11 protein-coding genes are annotated in these 18,344 nt (G+C 67.0%); 6 read left to right on the top strand and 5 right to left on the bottom strand.

What is annotated here, in order from left to right; translation table 11 throughout:
- Positions 1 to 11: 11 nt before the first annotated feature.
- Together tssH and Q0O97_RS07090 are read left to right on the top strand one after the other, a co-directional pair.
- On the top strand, positions 12 to 2,675 hold the full coding sequence (gene tssH, locus Q0O97_RS07095; RefSeq protein WP_294926645.1) for a type VI secretion system ATPase TssH: 2,664 nt from the start codon (positions 12 to 14) through the stop codon (positions 2,673 to 2,675).
- Between the two features lie 90 nt (positions 2,676 to 2,765).
- Positions 2,766 to 3,110 (top strand): hypothetical protein, encoded by a 345-nt coding sequence (locus Q0O97_RS07090; RefSeq protein ID WP_294926643.1) that lies wholly within the window; start codon positions 2,766 to 2,768, stop codon positions 3,108 to 3,110.
- A 107-nt stretch (positions 3,111 to 3,217) separates the two neighbouring features.
- Here the strand turns inward: Q0O97_RS07090 and Q0O97_RS07085 are convergent, their stop codons facing one another.
- From Q0O97_RS07085 to Q0O97_RS07065, 5 genes are read right to left on the bottom strand one after another with little or no spacing between them, the layout of a single operon-like run.
- Positions 3,218 to 4,285: a hypothetical protein gene (locus Q0O97_RS07085; RefSeq protein ID WP_294926641.1), complete on the bottom strand. Its 1,068-nt coding sequence runs from the start codon at positions 4,283 to 4,285 to the stop codon at positions 3,218 to 3,220.
- Entirely contained in the window at positions 4,282 to 4,683 is a 402-nt protein-coding gene (locus tag Q0O97_RS07080) for a biopolymer transporter ExbD (RefSeq protein WP_294926639.1), read from the bottom strand. The genes Q0O97_RS07085 and Q0O97_RS07080 overlap by 4 nt, the downstream gene beginning before the upstream one ends.
- On the bottom strand, positions 4,680 to 5,129 hold the full coding sequence (locus Q0O97_RS07075; protein ID WP_294926637.1) for a biopolymer transporter ExbD: 450 nt from the start codon (positions 5,127 to 5,129) through the stop codon (positions 4,680 to 4,682). The genes Q0O97_RS07080 and Q0O97_RS07075 overlap by 4 nt, the downstream gene beginning before the upstream one ends.
- A gap of 11 nt (positions 5,130 to 5,140) precedes the next feature.
- Positions 5,141 to 5,788, bottom strand: coding sequence for a MotA/TolQ/ExbB proton channel family protein (locus Q0O97_RS07070; protein ID WP_294926635.1), 648 nt, complete (start codon positions 5,786 to 5,788; stop codon positions 5,141 to 5,143).
- Positions 5,789 to 5,806: 18 nt separating this feature from the next.
- Positions 5,807 to 6,238 carry a hypothetical protein gene (locus Q0O97_RS07065; RefSeq protein ID WP_294926633.1) on the bottom strand — a complete coding sequence of 144 codons (432 nt, stop codon included), beginning with the start codon at positions 6,236 to 6,238 and terminating at the stop codon, positions 5,807 to 5,809.
- A 120-nt stretch (positions 6,239 to 6,358) separates the two neighbouring features.
- Between Q0O97_RS07065 and Q0O97_RS07060 the strand changes: the two genes are divergently transcribed.
- The 4 genes from Q0O97_RS07060 to Q0O97_RS07045 all read left to right on the top strand — a co-directional run bounded on the left by Q0O97_RS07060 (position 6,359) and on the right by Q0O97_RS07045 (position 18,235).
- A complete protein-coding gene (locus Q0O97_RS07060; RefSeq protein ID WP_294926631.1) occupies positions 6,359 to 6,787 on the top strand; it encodes a DUF1036 domain-containing protein in 429 nt (142 codons plus the stop codon).
- Positions 6,788 to 6,805: 18 nt separating this feature from the next.
- Positions 6,806 to 8,122: a hypothetical protein gene (locus tag Q0O97_RS07055; protein ID WP_294926629.1), complete on the top strand. Its 1,317-nt coding sequence runs from the start codon at positions 6,806 to 6,808 to the stop codon at positions 8,120 to 8,122.
- 4 nt (positions 8,123 to 8,126) lie between these two features.
- Positions 8,127 to 10,319: a M23 family metallopeptidase gene (locus Q0O97_RS07050; protein WP_294926627.1), complete on the top strand. Its 2,193-nt coding sequence runs from the start codon at positions 8,127 to 8,129 to the stop codon at positions 10,317 to 10,319.
- A 143-nt stretch (positions 10,320 to 10,462) separates the two neighbouring features.
- Positions 10,463 to 18,235 carry a hypothetical protein gene (locus Q0O97_RS07045; protein WP_294926625.1) on the top strand — a complete coding sequence of 2,591 codons (7,773 nt, stop codon included), beginning with the start codon at positions 10,463 to 10,465 and terminating at the stop codon, positions 18,233 to 18,235.
- Positions 18,236 to 18,344 lie beyond the last annotated feature (109 nt).

The raw sequence follows: 18,344 nt of genomic DNA, 5'->3' as shown, positions 1-18,344 counted from the left end.
AAGGAGGTCGTATGACCGCGATCAGCATCGAGAAATTCGCCGGCAAGATGAACCGGCTGGGCTATGACGCCTTCCTGCAAGCCATGCGCCACGCGCGGGGCGAGGGGAACCGCAATGTCGAGTTGTGCCACTGGCTGTTCTATGCGATCTCGAACCAGAATTGCGATATTTCCGTGACCCTGCGCGAGTTGGGGCTGGACCGGGGCCGGGTGCTGAAGGATCTGGACCGCGCGATGGCGGGCCTGCGCAAGAACGTGACCGAAGTGCCGGGCATCGCCGACAGCCTTGCCGACGGGCTGAACCACGCCTGGACCTATGCGACGCTGTTCTTTGGCGAAACCCAGATCCGCACCGGGCATCTGCTGGTCGCGCTGCTCAACGACGGCAATCTGCGGCGCGAACTGGTGGTCTATTGCCCTGTCTTTGGCGAGATCTCGGTCGATCAACTGGGGAAAGAGGCGCGCCAGCTTTGGTCCTCGTCCGAGGAAGAGGAAATGCGCCCGATGGACGGCTCGGGCCTGACCGCCGGGGGCGAGGGGCGGCAGGACGGCGCGACGACCGCGCTTGGCCGTTTCTCGGTCGATATGACGGCGGATGCGGCGGCGGGCAAGCTGGACCCGGTGCATGGCCGCGACGACGAAATCCGCCAGATCATCGACGTTCTGATGCGCCGCCGCCAGAACAACCCCATCCTGACCGGCGAGGCGGGCGTGGGCAAGACCGCCGTGGTCGAAGGCTTCGCGCAGCGGCTGGCCTCGGGCGAGGTGCCGCCCGCCCTGCAAGGGATGCGCCTGCATATGCTGGACATCGGCGCGATGCAGGCCGGCGCCAGCATGAAGGGCGAGTTCGAGCAGCGCCTGCGCTCTGTCATCGACGAGGTGCAGTCCTCGCCCGTCCCGATCATCCTTTTCATAGACGAGGCGCATACGCTGGTCGGCGCGGGTGGCGCGGCGGGCACGGGCGACGCCGCGAACCTGCTGAAACCGGCGCTGGCGCGCGGCACCCTGCGCACCATCGGTGCGACGACATGGGCCGAATACCGCAATTATTTCGAGAAAGACCCCGCCCTGACCCGCCGCTTCCAGCCGGTTCAGGTGGATGAACCGGGGATCGAGCAATGCTGCTACATGATCCGGGGCGTGCTTGGCCCGATGCAGGACCACCACAAGGTCCGCATTTCCGATGAGGCGGTGATCGCGGCAGTGAAGCTGTCGGCGCGCTATATCCCGGCGCGGCAACTGCCGGACAAGGCGGTGTCGCTTCTGGATACGGCCTGCGCGCGGGTGGCGGTCAGCCAAAGCGCGACGCCTGCGCGCATCGCCGATCTTCGCGATGCGATCAACGCGCTGGACACGGAAATCGCGGCGAAACTGGCCGCCGAGGATCTGGGCGAACGCGCCGACGACCGGCTGGCCGAGGCCCGCGCGGAACGCGAGGCGAAGGCAGCGGAACTGGTTGAAATGGAATCGAAATTCGAGGGTGAAAAGCAGGTCGTCGATCAGATCGTCGCTCTGCGCCAGCGCCTTGCCGAAGAAGCGGGCGAGGATTTCGACCCCGATGCGTTGCGCGCCGAGATGACGGCGAAAATGGGCGAACTGGCCGCCACCCATCCCGACGACCGCATGGTTTACGCGCATGTCGATGAGCAGGCCGTGGCATCCGTCATCAGCGACTGGACCGGGATTCCGGCGGGCCGCATGGTTGCCGATGAATTGCAGGCGATCCTTGGGCTGGCAGACCATTTGCGCGAGCGCGTGATCGGTCAGGATCATGGTTTGCAGATGATCGCGAAACGGGTGGAAACCAGCCGCGCGGGCCTGTCGAACCCGAACAAACCCATCGGCGTCTTCATGCTGGCCGGTCCCTCGGGCGTCGGCAAGACGGAAACCGCGCTGGCCCTTGCCGAACAGCTTTACGGCGGCGAGCAGAATGTGATCACAATCAACATGTCCGAGTTTCAGGAGGCCCATTCCGTCAGCCTGCTGAAAGGTGCGCCGCCGGGCTATGTCGGCTATGGCGAGGGCGGGCGGCTGACCGAGGCCGTGCGCCGCAAGCCTTATTCCGTCGTCCTTCTTGACGAGATCGAAAAGGCCCACCCGGACGTGCATGAGCTGTTCTTCCAGGTCTTTGACAAAGGCATGATGGAGGACGGCAACGGCCGCCCGATCAACTTCCGCAACACTTTGATCTTGCTGACATCCAATGTCGGAACCGATGTGATCATGGCGGCGGGCGACAACCCCGATCTTGCCGCGCTGGACCTGCGGCTCAAGCCTGAACTGCTGCGGGTCTTTCCACCCGCCCTGCTGGGCCGGATCGTGACCATCCCCTATTACCCGCTGAGCCGCGAGGTGCTGGAGGGCATCACCCGCCTGAAACTGGGCGCCATCGTCAGGCGGATGCAGGATGCGCATGGCGCAAGGCTGGGCTGGTCGGACGAGGTCATCGCCCATATCGTCGATCAATGCCGCGACCCGGACAGCGGCGGGCGGATGGTGGACAATATCATCACCAACTCGATCCTGCCCGATCTGTCGCGCGAGGTTCTGGCCCGCATGGTCGCGGGTGGCGCGATGGAGGATGTCACCATCGAGTTGAAGGACGGCAAGTTCGCCTATCGTTTCGGGACCGAAAAGCCCAAATCCAGATCGCGTAAGAAGGCAGTCGCCGAATAAATACAATAAAAATCCGGGCATTATCAGAATATTAACTTTTGACAGGCTAGGGTGCGATCACGTTGCGCACTCTACCTGCAAGAGGTTGATATGACATATTCCCGGCTGTTTCTGCTCTTACCCCTGGCATTCGTTGCGGCTTGCGGCGTTTCACCGCCGAAATCCCCGATGGAACAGCGCGCGCGGCTGGCCGCTGCCGCCGAACTGGCCGCGCAGCAATGCGCGGGCTATGCGGGCGGCTATTCCGGCGCGCAGCGGATGAAGCAGGATGCCAATGAAAACATCACCGCCGCCCGCGAACTGGGTGCGGATGACGCGGTGTTGGCGAAGGCAAGGTCAGACGTGAAATCGACCTTCGACACGGCCAGCGTCTTTTCCAGCAAGCAAGAGGCCTGCAACCAGCTTGTCAGCCAGGTGGCATGGCACAGCAACTGATCGCGGCCGCGGCATCGCCTGAATTCATCGGATTGCCGCAATGCCGCGGTCCTTCGGTCTTGCCCATTTCCCGGCGCAAGGCGGGCCGATGTCATTGCCGGAATGCCTTAGCGGACATAGACGCTGCCAAGGCCGATCAGCGCGCTGTCGTCCAGTTCGGCGATCAGGGCGGGAAAGAAGTCGCTGGCCAGGCGTCCGGCGTTGGCCGTCACGCTCTCGATCCGCCCAGGGGTGGCGATGGCGATCAGCAACTGGCTGGTGTCGCGGGTTGCGCCGACCCGCGCCATCGGAATGTCGAAGGCGACCTCGCCGCCCTGCACGATCAGGAATCGCCGCAGGTCCTGAACCACGCCGTTGTCGTCGACCAGCAGCAAGGTGTTGTAATGACCCGCGCCCTTGGCAATGCGCCCGACCAGGGATCCGCCGCTGTCGATCTCGTCCGCCTGCAATTGCACGCCAAGGCCGAAGATCGGGTAGTGCTGCGCCCGCCGGGCAAAGGTCAGTCCAGGGCATTGCCGCCGGTCCAGCAGGACGCGCTGTTCGGGTAGGGGGCTTTCCAGTGCGTGGGACAGTTCCTCGGCGAAGGTGGCGATGCGGCGGTCGTCATCGGCCAGCACGGTCAGTTGCAATTCGTTCTGACCGATCAACTGGGGCAGGGCAAGAAGGCAGGATTGATCCAGGCTCTGGCGGATATGGACGACAAGCTCGGCCAGTCGCGGGTCCAGCGGTGCGCCATCGGGGCCTGTCGCATCCGGGCCTTGATCGGGCAGGTCCGGTCTTTCGGGGTCGGGCAGGGCGACCGCCTGGGGGTTTGCGGGCAGGTTGGGCATGGGGCGGGTGACGACCGCCCATTCGCTGGTCCCGGTCACGATCCGGGTTTGCGGATGGGACGGAATCTCTGGTGCCGGCGGGTGTTGGGGCGGCTCCACCGCGGCGGTGGCGGGCGGGGTTTCGGCGGCCATGCCCTCGTCCGCGCTGTCTGTTTTCCCATCGGGCCCGCCCTCGGGGATCAGGGTCTCGACCGAGATCTGCGGGGGCTGGGTATTTCCCGGCGAAGGCAGGCGTTGAAGCGGATCGTAGACAAGTCCGGCGATGGCGGCCCCATGCAGCCCGATGGACAGGGCGGCGGCCTGTGCCCAATGCCGGCGTTGCAGGCGCGAGGACTGGCCGATCATGGGGCGCCCTCCTGGTGCAGGGTAACCAGCCGGATATCCAGCCCGTCCAGTTCGGGGCGGTTCAGCGTGGCGATCAACTGGCTGGCCGGTGCGGTGCGGTCGATCATCAGATACAGCCCGGCACCGTTTCCGGCCTGGGCCAGCGCGACGGGCAGCAACTCGGGGGTGATCGGCTGGCCGTCCAGATGCCATTCGCCCTGGCCGCCGACCACCAGGATGGGCGAGGGCAGCCGGTCCGGGGGCAGGCGCCGGGTCTCGGACAGGTCCAGCCCGCCTTCCGGGTTCATGTCCTGCCCGGAAAGGACGAAGAAGAAGATCAGCAGCAGCACGATATTCACGATCGCCATCGACGAATCGATGCTGTTCAGGCGGCGGCGGGGGGGAAGCAGCGACCTCATTGCATCGCCCCGTCGGCGACGCGGACCGCGTCGATGCCGTTTTCGGTCAGGATTTCCAGGATCGAGACCAGCATCTGCACGCTGGCCCCCCGTTGCGAGATCAGCAACACCTCGGCCGTTTCCTGGGTGCGCAGGGCGCGGGCCAGTTCGGGGATACGTTCCAGCCCGAAACGCTGGCCGTTGGCGACGATGCTGTCGGCGCCCACCGACCAGACCGCCGTCGCCATCGGGTCCGAGACGGGCGTATCGTCCGCACCCTCGGCCCCCCCCGTGCCCGGCGCGGCGAGCGCGCCGTTGCGGATCGACAGCAGCGAATAGGGCGTCAGATTGGCCGAGAGCATGAAGAAGATCAGCAACTGGAACATCGTGTCCGCGAAGGGCGTCAGCATGAAGCGATAGCGCCGCCGCGAACGGGGAAGCTCGAGCTTGCGGATCGACTGGCTCATGGCCGGGCCGTTCAGCGCGGGTTGCCGTTGGCGCCGACCCGGCCGTGGATCGCGCTGGAGATGGCCATTTCGATGGTCAGCCGCTCATCCTCGATCCGGCCCTCCAGCCAGTTGGCCAGGAAATAGGCAACCAGCGCGATGGCAAGGCCAAGCGCGGTCGTCGTCAGCGCGGTCCAGATGCCGCCCGCCAGCAGGCGCGGGTCGGCCATCTGCTGGCTGGCCGCAAGGTTGCCGAAGGCGTCGATCATGCCGATCACGGTTCCCAGCAGCCCCAGCATCGGCGCGCCCTGCACGACGGCCTCCAGGATGCGCATCCGCGCGCCCATCGCCGTCAGGTCGTAAAGCGCCGATTGCCGGCCCAGTTCCTCGCCATAGGCATGATCGCCGGGGCGGGCGCGCAGCCCGGCCATGACAGCCGACAGGGCGCGGGCCAGCACGGTGTTTTCCGCGCCCGCCTTGCGCACGGCTTCGTTGGGGCGGCCATTCAGCCAGTCGTCCAGGATTTCCTCGCCGATGCGGTGGCGGCCAACGCCAAGGCGGCGGAATTGCGCGATCTTGTAGGCACCGACGGTGACCGTCACCACCGACAGCAGCCCAAGCGCCACGAAAACCGTGATCGCGGTCGCGGGAAGGTCCTGGAGGGTAGAGGGAAGGAACATGATGATCGTCCTGGGAAATCAGAGACCGAAGGCGATATCGACCAGCGAGCGCGTGGAAAGCCCCGTCAGGCACAGATCCAGCCGGGATTCCCCGTCGATCAGGCATTCGGCGACGTCATTGACCACGATGCGCGAAACCTGCGTGCAGGACCGCCCCGGCATGCCGATGGTGACCAGCTTGGTCTTGCCTTCGGGCAGCGCGCCGAAGTCGATGACGGGCAGGGCGCGCACCCGTCCGTCGGCGTCGAAGATCGCGAATTGCCAGGCCGCGCGCTCCAGCGCCGTGCCGGTGGCGTTCTCGGTCAGGATGGTCAGTTCGCAGATGTCGCCCTCGATATCCTGGGCGTTGTTCAGCTCCAGCACCAGGGCGTGGTCCTGCGCCACGGCGGGCAGGGGCATGGCAAGCATCAGCACGCTTGCGGCGATCCGGGCAGATGTCGCGCGAAACATTGAAAGCGCTGCTCCTGTCTGTCAGGTCCTGCGGGCTTATGCACACGCGCACCGTCCTTTGGGGGCGACATAGCATGGCTGGCGTGCTAGCTCAATTCACAGGATGTCACAGGGGATGAAATGAAGCTTCCGGGTGCATTTGGCCTTGCGATGGGTGCCTTGGCCGCGTCGGGCGGCGCCGCCGATGCGTCCCTGCGGCTGTGCAATCAAAGCTTCGACGTGCTGAACATCGCCGTCGCCGAACCGGCGCGCGTCCCTGCGGGCGACGACGCCTTCGTCACGCGCGGCTGGTGGCGGGTCGCGCCGAACCAATGCGCCACGCTGATCCGCGAAAGCCTGCAATCGCGCTATTTTTACGTGTTTGCCGCCGATGTATTTGGCAAAGAGGCCCTGTCCGGTTCGATTCCGCTTTGCGTCTCGCCCCGCCGCTTCGTGATCGAGACGCAGGGCGATTGCCTGCTTCGCGGCTATCTTGATGCGCGCTTCATCGAGGTGGACACGCAAGAGCAAGACAACTGGACGGTATTCGTATCGCCCCGGCCGGGCTGAACATTTGGGATCTGGGTCATGAGGATGGGTTTCACGGGCAATGTCGCGGTCCTGGCCGTCGCCTTTCTGGCGATGGCGCAGGCCGGGGTTGCGCGTGAAAGCGTCGTCGCCTCGACGCGGGACAGGGTCGTCATTTCGACGCGCGAGATGCCGGGACCCGACCTGGCGCTGGTCGCCGAAGAATGGGGCGCGCAGCCGGTCGCGCCCGCATCGTTGCGCGGCGAGATCGCGGGCGATCTGCGCGTGACCTATCATTCCGGTCCCGTCGCGCGGCAGGACGGCGGCATCGCCTTGCCGGACCCCGATCTGCCGGACGGGCTGGTGCTGGCGGATTACCTGCAAGCCCATCCGGGCCGGGCGGTGGTGGCGCTGAACATCTGCGGCACGAACATGGCGGTATCGGGCCGTGATTTCGGCGGGCCGGGCGACTGGCTGGTGGTCTATCCCGCCGGGGGTCCGGGATGCGAGCCGCGGGACTTCGCGCGCCGGGTTCTGACGGCGACGGAAGGCCCCCCGCAGGGGTGGGAGGCCGCCTTCCGCCAGGCGGGGCTGGGTGTCGCCCGCAGCGCGCCAGCCACGCCCTCGGCCAGCGCGTTGCAGCCGGTGGCCAATGACGTCATCATCATCAGCACCGCCCAATCCATGCGCAACGCCCCCCGCATCACCGCGCAAGAGGTCGCGGCCCGTCCCGCCGACCTGCCTGCCCCGCAGACCGCCGCGCTGGTCGACGGGATGCAGGACCGCTCGGTCCAGCCTTTGCGTCCGGGGCTGCCCCAACCCTCGATCATCGTCGGCGAACAGGCCATCCCGCGCCCGCAAGTCCAGTCCGGTCCCCTTGGCGTCGATGCGGCAGAGCGTGCGGGCATCCGCCGGGACAACCCCGGCATCTATGCTCAGATGCTGGCCGAGGGCGCCTTCGATCCCGACCCCGAACAGGTCGCGGCTGCCATCCAGACCGAGCTTGCCCGGATGGAATGCTACGCCAGCGCCATCGACGGGGTATGGGGCAGGGGTTCGGTCGCGGCGGTCCAGCGCTACTTCGCCAAGGCGGGCGGGCAGGCCGCGACCACCAATGCCGAGCTTGCGCTTTACCGCCAGATCATCGGGCGGGACGATATCCGCTGCGATCCGGTGCCGGTGGCCGCGCCTGCCGCGACCCCTTCGGCCCCGCGCGGCGGCGGCGGTGGGCGGCCTTCCGGCGCGGCGGCGGCATCGCGTCCCGCGGCGACGCAGCCCGCCGGGGGTGGCGCCGGGGGGGGAAGCGGGCAGCCGGCGGCGGCCCCTGCTCCGCCCACGATCTCGCCCAGTTTCGGGGGGTCGGGACTGTTCCGATAGCGCCATGATCGAGATCGACCCGCAATTCCGACGCATGGGCAAGGGCGCGCGCCGCCGCCGCCAGCGCATGGGCGCGCTGCGGGGCGGCGCACTGATGCTTGCGCTGGCAGTCGCGGGCACCATCCTCTGGCACCGGGCCGGGCCGCAACTGATGGAACGGCTGGCGCGCAGCGACGACGACCTGAGCATCGTGCCGGTCGAGGGCGAGTTCGAACTGGCCCCCATCGTGCGTGCCGATACCTTCACCGATATCCCCGGCGATCCGATGATCATTCCGGGGGCCGAGGGCGCCGCGCGCACCGGCCACCGCCTGTCCGGTCCCGACGACCTGGCCGTGACCCGCGTCGGCAACCCCTCGCCCGAGCGGTTGACGGTGGTGCGCGAGGACCTGCATGTGCGCGAACGCCGCCTTGTCGCCGCCCTGCCCACCACGCGCGAGGAATTCGCGCTGTTTCAGGCCGAACGCTCGCGCGAGCGGCTGTTCGACGCCTCGGCCCCGCTGCCCGCGCCGGGCTTTGCCCCGCCCGCCGACCCGGATGCGCGCCAGTCTTCCAGCATCGCCTTTACCCGCGAGCCCGCCATCCGCCCCGCGCTGTGGCAGGAACTGATCCTGCAAGTGCGCCTGCCCACCGATATCGCCCGATTGCTGCGCAACAACGGCTTTGACGAAACCACCGCGGAAAGGGTGCGCGACCGCCTGGTCTCGGTCATGGAGGTGCAGCCCGAATTGCCCGGCAGTTCCCTGCTGGCGCTGCGCTACAGGGTGCAGGCCGATGATGCGCGGCAGGTGCTGCAATTGTCGCTGTATCGGGGCGGGGAATATGTCGGCTCGCTTGGCATGGGCGCCAGCGGGCAGCTTGTTCCCGCCGCCGATCCCTGGGCCGACCAGCCGCTGATGAGCGAATCGGCCAGCGAAAGCGTGCAGGGCGATACGCCGCAGTTCCGCCTGCTGGACGTGATCTATAGCGCGGCCATCCGCCAGGGCGTATCCAGCGAGCTGATCGGCGAGGCCATTGCGCTGATGTCGCGCGTCCACGACCTGGACGCCTTCGCCGCCGAGGGCGACCGGCTGCAACTGGTCTTTGCCAACCAGCCCGGTCCGGGGGCGCAAGGGGCGGGGCAGATCCTTTTCGTCGGCGTCACTGGCCCGTCCGGCGACAAGCCCTGTTATGTCGTGCCGCAGCGCGAGGGCGGCTATGACTGCCACGCCCCCGGCGCGCGCGTCGCGGGCGCGGCGGGGCGTCCGGCGATGAGCGTTCCGGTCTCGGGCGTTCTCAGCCGCCGATTCGCGCCGCCCTCGGCCCAGGGCGAGGGCGGGGGCGTCGTCTGGCAGGCCGCGCAGGGCAGCCCCGTCGCCGCCGTCGCCGCGGGCCGCATCGCCGATCTTCGGGAGGGGGGCGACGGGCTGGAGTTGCGCATCGACCATGCCGACGGTTTCGTCAGCCTCTATCGCGGGCTGGAAGACCCGCCGCCCGCGATCAGGCGGGGCGCAGAGGTCAAGCCCGGCACCGTCATCGGGCGCGTCGCGGCGCAGGACGACGTCACCGGGCTGTCCTTCCAGCTTCTGAAGGACGGCGCGGCCCTGGACCCGATCCCGCTGATGACCGGCGGCAGCGAGGTGCTGGCCTCGAACGCGGTCGAGGCGTTGATCGGCCGCATCATCCATGTCGAAAGCGCGGGCAATCCGACGGCGCGCAACCCGCTTTCGACCGCGACCGGGCTGGGGCAGTTCATCGAAAGCACATGGCTGCGGATGATGCGCACCTACCGCCCCGATCTGGTCGCGACGATGGATCGCCGCCAGTTGCTGGACCTGCGGCTGGACCCGGACCTGTCGCGCCAGATGGTGCGCAGCCTTGCCCAGGAAAACGAGGCGTTCCTGCGCGCGCGCGGCCATCCGACGACGCCGGGCAACCTCTACCTTGCCCATTTCCTCGGCCCGATGGGGGCCAGCCAGGCGCTGGCGGCGGATCCCTCGCGCCCGGTGGGCGAGGTGATGGGCGCGGCGGTCGTCTCGGCCAACCCGTTCCTGCGCAATTACACCATCGGCGACCTGCGCGCCTGGTCGGATCGCAAGATGAACGCGCAGGCGGTTTCGGCGGCCTCGGTGCCGGTCGCCGCGCCCGTGCGCGCCTCGCCCGAGGTCGAGCGTTTCGTGGCCCTGATGGACGGAATTCTGGCCGAAGGCGGCGGATAGGGACGCGCGGGACGGCGAAAGCGTGGCAAACCGGCATGCAATCGCGCATTTTCTTCAAGTTGACGATTCGTAACGTCTCGAATTGCAGACGAATTGATGTTAGGCAGCAGCCTGTTCCTTTCGTTTCCTGCAAGGCTGGCTTCATGTTCAACGCCCGTTTCGTTCCGCATCGGTCCCTGTCCGGCCATCGTGCCCGCTATATGATGAGCACCGCGCTGGTGTCGCTGGGGCTTGCGATCTTCGGCGCAACCGGCGCGGTGGCGCAGGAAACCCCGCTGGATCTTTACCTGAACAACGAACCCCCGCAGGATGAAAACGGCTATGGCCAGGGCAACGGTGTCTGGGACGATGACGCCAGGATCTGGAGCAGGCGCAACGATTTCGACCCCGACAACCGGCAGGCCGTGGGGGACGAAACGAATGTTCGCGTCATCCTGCCCGCCAACCCTTCGCAGCCCTCTGTCGAACTGACCATCGGAAGCGATCTGGCTCTGGCCGAGGTGCGCGCGGCCCATGACGGCTATCGCCTGACGGCCGCCGTCGATCCCGACAACCCGCAGGCGGCTCCGGTCATGCGTGGCTGGCGGGATGGCGAGACGCTGAGTTTCTCGATGGCTCCCGGCGTTACGCTGAACGTCGACGGCGTCCGGCTGGGCGGCGCGGTGGCCGTGACGGGCGGCGGCGTGTTGCATTATGACGGCAATTCCTCTGGCGTGATGGATTCGCTGCGTGTCGGTCGGGGGACGGCGCTGGTTTCGACCGGCACCACCGCCGGACAGATGACGAACCGGGGTCATGCGACCATCGCGACCCATAACGGCGATATCGTCACCGCCGGCACTGGCCAGCTTGTCCTGAACGCGGGCAGTCAGGTCAGCGGTGACGTGCGCAACGACGGGACGGACAGCCACGTCGAAGCGGCGGGCACCATCGGCGGCGCGCTGGTCAACCAGGGCACGACGGAGGTCGCGGACGACCTTTCCGCAGGCTCGGTCGCCAATCTCCAGGGCACGCTGACCGTTGGCGCTGGTGTCGCGCTGAACGTCACCGATGTGGGTGGCGAGGTTCTGAACGCGGCACGGATGAACCTTTCGGGCACCCTTGGCGGAAACCTGCGCAATACCGCCGGGGACGAGGGAGAGGGCCTTTATCTGGATGGCGGGCGGATTATCGGCCATCTGATGAACTCGACCGGCTATGCCCGGATCAATGGCGACAGCCGGGTGGACGGGAGGCTGCAATCGGGTGGCGCCGTCGATCTGCGTTGGGGCAGCAACCTGCGCGTGGGCGCGCTGGAAAACCTTGCCGGGCGCTTTCAGACCCGATCCGGCAGCCGGCTGACGGTTGACGGTGCCGCATCGAATGCCGGCTATATGGTGTTGCGCGGGCAGTTCGTCGCGGATGAACTGGTCAATGAAGCAGACGGCCACCTGATCACCGACGACTCCGCCCTGGTGGAAAGCGATCTGGTGAACGAAGCAGGCGGGCGGATCGAGTTGCAGGGCCAGGTCACCGGGCAACTGGACAATCGCAGCGACGACGACCGGAACTATCTGGCGGGTGCGGTCGCCAACGGCGGCCTTGAAAGCAGGACGCTGAATGTTGCCGGGGGGATCGTGAACAGCGGCGCGCTGAACGTGATCGGCAACCTGGAAACCTCGACTTTTGACAACAGCGGCGGGCTGACCGTCCGGGCGAATGGCGTCGTCACGACCGATGCGGACGAAGCCTTGCAGAATACCGGGCGGGTCACGGTTTCGGGGGGCCTTGTGAAGGCCGATATCGTCAACGACGGTTCGGGCCGCGTGTTCCTGCGCGATGGCCGGATCGTGGGCGACGTCTCGACAGGCCGGGATGCGCTTTTGCAGGGCAGCGGGCATGTGGAGGGAACGGTCGAGAACAGCGGCACCGTCGCCGCGCGCGCCGCACCGGCCCCCGGCGGCGGCAACCTGCTGGAAATCGACCGGCTTGAAAACTCGGATCAGGGCCGTATCGAAGTCGATGACGGGCGGCGCCTGCGCATCGGCAACCGGCTTTCCAACGACGGCCATATCTCGGTCGATGGCGAATTCGAGGCGGCGGGGCTGATCAACCTGGGAACCGTCGATCTGCGCGGCAGGATCGACGTGGACACGCTGCACAACGGCGATTCCCTTGCCGGCGAAACCGGCAGCATCGACATGCTGGGCGGCACGGTCGGGGGCCATCTGGTCAACCGCGGCGGATCCTCGGTGACCGGCGTGGGCCGGATCGAGCAGGACCTGCGCAACGAAGGGCTGGTCACGGTGACCTCGGGCCAGGGGCCGGGCAATACGCTGCGCACGGGCACGCTGGAAAACCGCACCTCGGGCCGGATCGTCGTGCGGGAAGGCTCCAACCTGACGACCGACACCGGCGGAATCAACAGCGGCCGGATCGACGTCGAGGGGACCCTGGAGACGGGCGGCGAACTGCGAAACACCGATATCCTGAACGTCGCGGACAGCGGCGAGGTGCGGGGCGACCTGCGCAACGAAGGCGGGGCGCTGGTCTCATCGGGCCGGATTCGCGGGCGGCTGGACAACCTGGGCGATACGTCGACGGCGGAACTGTCGGGCCGGGTCGATGGGCTGATCACGAATACCGGCACCATCGATCTGGCGGGCCAGTTGCAGGCGCAGGGCGGGCTGGACAACCGCGGCACGCTGAACGTGGATGAGCGGCTTGCCCTGGGTGGCGGCTCGGTGCTGCGCAATAGCGGCACGACGAACCTGACGGGCGAGATCGCCGGAAATGTGGTCAATGGCGATTCCGACGGTGCGGGCACCTTCAACCTGGACGAGGGGCGGATCGAGGGCGGGCTGGACAACGGTCACGCCGGGTCAATCGTCGCCGGAACCGGGCAGATCGACGGCACGTTGCGCAACATCGGCACGGTCGAGGTGCAGGGCAACGGCGATTCGCTGACCGTGGGGCGGCTGGAAAACGCCCATCGCGACGCGACCGTCAACATCCATCGCGACCATGACCTGAACCTGCAAGACGGCGGCAGCAACGCCGGCACCATCGCTGTCGACGGGCGGCTGGACGTGCAGGGCGGCGTGCTGGAAAACACCAACACCGGCCAGTTGCAGGTCGCGGCGGATGGCGAGGTTTCCGGCCGGGTGGCCAACTCGGGCAGCCTTACCGTCGATGGCGAGGTCACGGGCCGGATCGAGAACCGCTCGGGCGGGACGGCGAACCTGAACAACCGCGTCACCGGCTCGGTCGATAACGCGGGCGGCACGGTCAATGCCACCGGCACCATCACCGGAGAGGTGACCAACAGCGGCAGCTTCAACCTGGAAGGCGACCTGTCGGTCGGCAGCCTGGAAAATACCGGCGCCGGCATGGTGGCCATCGAGAGTGACGAAACCCTGACCGTCACGGACGGCAGCGTGGTCAACCGCGCGGGCACGTCCGAACAGGACAACCGCGGCCTGGACATCGCGGGCCGTCTGGACGGGTCGCTGGAAAACAGCGGGCGCACCTGGCTGGGCTATTCCGATCAGGACGCGGCTGCCGTCGTCACCGGCAACGTGTTGAACACCGGGACGGTTTCGCTGCGCGAATGGTCCACGGTCGAAGGCGATTTCACCAACCGGGGGCTGCTCCATTCCGATACGCCCGGCCTGTCCTCGCTGACCGTGGGCGGGGTGTTCGTCAACGCATCAGGCACGATCCGGGGCGGCGAGGATGAGGAGAACGCCATCGTCATTCGCGCCGACAACGTCGTCCAGCAGGGCCTTGTCTCCGGCATCGTCCACTTTCTGGGCCGGGTCGAGAATGGCGGCACCATCATTTACGACTTCGACCGGGTGCTGGACGATGCGCTGATCAATACCGAGTCGGGCACGATCCGCGTCGAGGCGGATGTGGATGCCGACGGTCATGAGATCACCAACCAGGGCGACTTTGCCGTTCGCGACGGCGGCAACCTTCATGGCGTGAGCGAATTCGCGAACTCGGGCAGGCTGTCGGTCGAACAGAACGGGCAGTTCCAAGCCGGGTTGTTGACGAACTCGGGCGAAAACGGCGAAATCCGCAACAGTGGCCTGATCACGGCGGATATCGACAATGGCGCGCTGCTGCACAGCACCGGCACCATCGACGGCAACCTGGCCAACAACGGGCAAGGCACGGCGGAACTGGCCGGGACCGTCACGGGCGATATCGTCAGCGGCGGCGAATTGCGGACGGTGGGCGATCTGACGGCCCGATCGCTGCTCAACGACACCACGGGCGAGGCGGTGATTTCCTCGGGCACCACGCTGCGCACGGATGAGACGGTTCGCAACCGCGGCCAGATGACCGTCGCGGGACGTGTCGAAAACGATCTGCATACCGAAGGCTCGGGGCGGACCGTCCTGGATGGCGGCACCATCGCCGGTAATGTGCATAACGGCGGCACGTTCGGCGGCGACGGCAGCGTCACCGGCGATCTCGCCAATACGGGCGCGGTTCAGGTCGCGCAGGGCGACCGGCTGGCCGTGGGTGGCAGGACGGTCAACAGCGGCATGGTTTCGGTGGACAACGGCGGCGTTTTGGCCAGCGATATCCGCAACGGCGGGGCGGGCAGCATCCAGCTTGCCGGCAGCGGCGCCATTCAGGGCGATGTCGAGAACCTCGGCGCGCTGACCGGCCAGGGCAGGATCGAAGGCGATGTGCAGAACCTGGGCGATGCGACCTTCCGGCTGGCCGGGACGGTGACGGGAACGCTGACCCACAGCGCGGACCGGGTGCTTTCGACCTATGCGGATTCGGTGCTGCAAGTCGGTGCGCTGGAAAACAACCGGCAGGTGACCGTCGCCGCAGGCTCGACCCTTGCCGCCGCGCAGGGCACCGACAACCGCGGCACGATGCGCCTCAACGGCGTGCTGGGGGGCGATCTGCGCACGACCGCGAATTCGCAGGTCTTCATGGGCGGCGGGCATCTGGAAGGGAATCTGGTCAACCGTGGCGTGGTCACGGGGCAGGGCACCGTCCGGGGCGAACTGCGCAATGCCGAGGGCGGCCAGTTGCGCCTGGACGGCGCCATCGACGGGCGGCTGGTGAACAACGGCACGGTGGGGGTGTTTCGCGATACCGTCCTGGCCTCGAACCACGAGGCGCGCAACAACGCCACCTTCAACGTCGCGGGCACCTATCAGGGCGATATCCGCAACACGGCCACCGGCACCACCAACGTGACGGCGCAGGGCACGGTGGACGGCTCGCTCATCAACAACGGCACGCTGTCCAGCCGTGGCACGATCACCGGCAACGTCGAGAACTCGGCCATCGGCAAGGCGGACCTGCGCGGGCGTATCGGCGGGCTGCTGACCAACCGGGGCGAGGCGGTGACGACCGGCGACCTGCGCGTCGGCGGACTGACGAACCGGGCCGACATGACGGTGGGCGCGGACAGCGTGCTTTATTCGGAAACGCTGATCGACAACACCGCGAGGCTGAACGTGCTGGGCGAGATCGTGCATCTGGCGCCCGGCACCATGCGCGCGACCGCGACCGCCGCCGCCGATCCCGCACCGTTGACCGTGCTGAACCGTGAAGAGGCCAGCCTGGACGTCAGCGGACGGCTGGGCACCAACCTGCGCAATCTGGGCCAGGCGGTGGTGCGGCAAACCGGCCGCATCGGCGGGCTGGTCTGGAACGAAGATGGCGGCCTCCTGCAATCGCTTGGCGTGATCGAGGGGGACCTGTTCAACCTTGCCGGGGGCGAGGCGCAGCTTGCCGGCGCGGTCGAGGGCGACCTGATCAACGAAGGGCGCGTCCTGACCACCGGCGAATTGGCGCTTGGCGGGCTGGTGACGAACGAAGGCGCGGTCACCAATGTGCAGGCGGGCAGCGATGTCACGCTGGCCGAAGGGGAAACCGCCCTGAACCTGGGCCATACGGTCGTGCAGGGCACGCTGACCGGCGATCTGGGCAATGCCGCATCCGGGGTTCTGCGCATGCAGGGCGGCATCCTGCGGGGCGATGTGGTCAACGACGGCGGGCGCGTCTGGGGTGCGGGCGTGATCGACGGCCAGGTTGCCAGCAACAGCACCGTCCAGGTGGTCGAGGGCGACAGGCTGGGCGTGACCGGGGGTGTATTCAACCAAGGCGGCGCGGTCAATGTCGCGGGCACGCTGGACGGCGATGTGACCAGCGTCGAACAGGGCCGCGCCGTGCTGAACGGCGGCACCGTGACGGGGTATTTCCACAACCTCGGCAGCACGTTGAACGCCAGCGGCGCGGTGATCGGCACCGATCTTCTGAACGATGCGGACGGGGTCGCCAACCTGCGCGGCGGCACCACTGTCGGGCGCAATGTCGTGAACAGCGGAGAGCTGAACGTCACCAACTCGACCATCGCGGGGGCGCTGCGCAACCGCGGCGGCACCGTGAACCTGCAAGGCGCGACTGTTTCGGGCAATCTTGGCAACACGGCGGGCGGCACCGTCACCGCGCAGGGTTCGCGCGTGCAGGGCGAACTGGCCAACAACGGCACCGTGACGCTTGCCAATGGCACGACCGGCGAGGTGTTCACCATCGGCGGGCTGTCGGGCGAGGGGGTGTTCCGGCTGGATCTGGACCTGATCGACATGACCAGCGACATGATCCGCGTCACCGGCGGCCCGGCCACGGGCCACCATCATTTCGCATTCGACCTGCGCACGCCCGAAATCATGCGTAACGTCGGGCAGGCGATCACGATCATGGAAGTGGATGGCAGATATGGCTCGGCCAACGACTTCACCTTTACCGCCGACGACCTGCCCGCGATCTCGGAACGGATCGTCTATTCGGTCGACCGCAACTTCAATTCGGGGAACCTGCAGGTCGTCAGCCAGATCAACCCGGCTATCGGCGCGATCCTGGGCAACGTGGCGCTGACCCATTCGCTGATCGGATCGGTCATCAACCGGCCCACCAGCCCCTATGTCGTGGGCCGCGCCTATGCATTGCCCGACGATCCTTGCGGCTATGGGTCCTGGGGCCGCGCCATCGGCGGTCAGGCCGAGGCGACCGGCGCCACCGACAACGGCGTCAGCCGTGTCGAAAGCACCGTCAACGCCACTTATTACGGTATGCAGGTCGGCACCGACCTTGCCTGTTTCGACGGGCATTTCAACGGCTGGGACATGGCCTTTGGCGGCGTGCTGGGCGTCAACCGCGGCGACACCCGCCAGCCGATCTACGGCATCGACCCGACCAACTCGGGCCATCTGTCGGACGCGCTGGCCAGCGTGACCAGCACCGACTTCGACCAGATCTATGGCGGGGTCTATGTGACCGGCTCGAAGGACCGCTGGACCTTCGACCTGCAATATCGCCACGAACGGACCGAGTTCGAGATCGAGAACCGCGCCGTCGTGGGCGACGGCCTGGGCCTTGCCGACAACCAGTTGAAAAGCGACGGCTTCACCGTCAGCGGTGCGCTGAGCTATTCCATCCCGGTGGGCGAATCGGGCTGGCAGGTTGTGCCGACGGCGGGCTTTGCCTGGTCCCGGCTGGACATCGGCGACCTGACCTTCGAGGACGGCTTCCGCCTGGAATTCGACAAGACCGAGCGCAAGGTCGGTTTCGTCGGCGGCACGCTGACGCGCACCTTCGTTCAGCCGCAGGACAACGCGGCGCTGAACATCTTCGCGACCGGCACCTATTACAAGGATTTCGCGTCGCGGACGGCCTCGACCTTCGGCAGCGACAACGAACCCGAGTTCGAGCCGCAGCGGCTCTTGTCCGACCACCTCGGCGCCTATTCCGAGCTGAGCCTGGGCGCCAATTACGTCAAGGTCCTGCAACGCCGCAATGGCCGTCCGATGCAGTTCAGCGCAGGTTCGCGCATCGACGCGCGCATCGGCGACAATATGGACAGTGTCGGCGTAACCGGGCAATTCCGGTTCCAGTTCTGATTGGCACGGCGTGCAACTGGACCTAGTATGACCAAGCCATGTCCGGCGCAGGGATCACCTGCGCCGGCATTCGTCAGACGGCCAATTTGAGTGAAAGCAGATATTCGCA

This window comes from uncultured Paracoccus sp., from assembly GCF_945915435.1.
In the GTDB taxonomy this organism is placed as follows: Bacteria; Pseudomonadota; Alphaproteobacteria; order Rhodobacterales; family Rhodobacteraceae; genus Paracoccus.
This window is presented reverse-complemented; position numbering and strand designations above follow the sequence as displayed.

Excerpts from the sequence above, each read along its gene's own strand:
- Q0O97_RS07080 (WP_294926639.1), bottom strand. The coding sequence starts at position 4,683 with ATGAGGTCGCTGCTTCCCCCCCGCCGCCGCCTGAACAGCATCGATTCG.
- Q0O97_RS07090 (WP_294926643.1), top strand. The coding sequence starts at position 2,766 with ATGACATATTCCCGGCTGTTTCTGCTCTTACCCCTGGCATTCGTTGCG.
- Q0O97_RS07070 (WP_294926635.1), bottom strand. The coding sequence starts at position 5,788 with ATGTTCCTTCCCTCTACCCTCCAGGACCTTCCCGCGACCGCGATCACG.
- Q0O97_RS07045 (WP_294926625.1), top strand. The coding sequence starts at position 10,463 with ATGTTCAACGCCCGTTTCGTTCCGCATCGGTCCCTGTCCGGCCATCGT.
- Q0O97_RS07065 (WP_294926633.1), bottom strand. The coding sequence starts at position 6,238 with ATGTTTCGCGCGACATCTGCCCGGATCGCCGCAAGCGTGCTGATGCTT.
- Q0O97_RS07085 (WP_294926641.1), bottom strand. The coding sequence starts at position 4,285 with ATGATCGGCCAGTCCTCGCGCCTGCAACGCCGGCATTGGGCACAGGCC.
- tssH (WP_294926645.1), top strand. The coding sequence starts at position 12 with ATGACCGCGATCAGCATCGAGAAATTCGCCGGCAAGATGAACCGGCTG.
- Q0O97_RS07075 (WP_294926637.1), bottom strand. The coding sequence starts at position 5,129 with ATGAGCCAGTCGATCCGCAAGCTCGAGCTTCCCCGTTCGCGGCGGCGC.
- Q0O97_RS07060 (WP_294926631.1), top strand. The coding sequence starts at position 6,359 with ATGAAGCTTCCGGGTGCATTTGGCCTTGCGATGGGTGCCTTGGCCGCG.
- Q0O97_RS07055 (WP_294926629.1), top strand. The coding sequence starts at position 6,806 with ATGAGGATGGGTTTCACGGGCAATGTCGCGGTCCTGGCCGTCGCCTTT.
- Q0O97_RS07050 (WP_294926627.1), top strand. The coding sequence starts at position 8,127 with ATGATCGAGATCGACCCGCAATTCCGACGCATGGGCAAGGGCGCGCGC.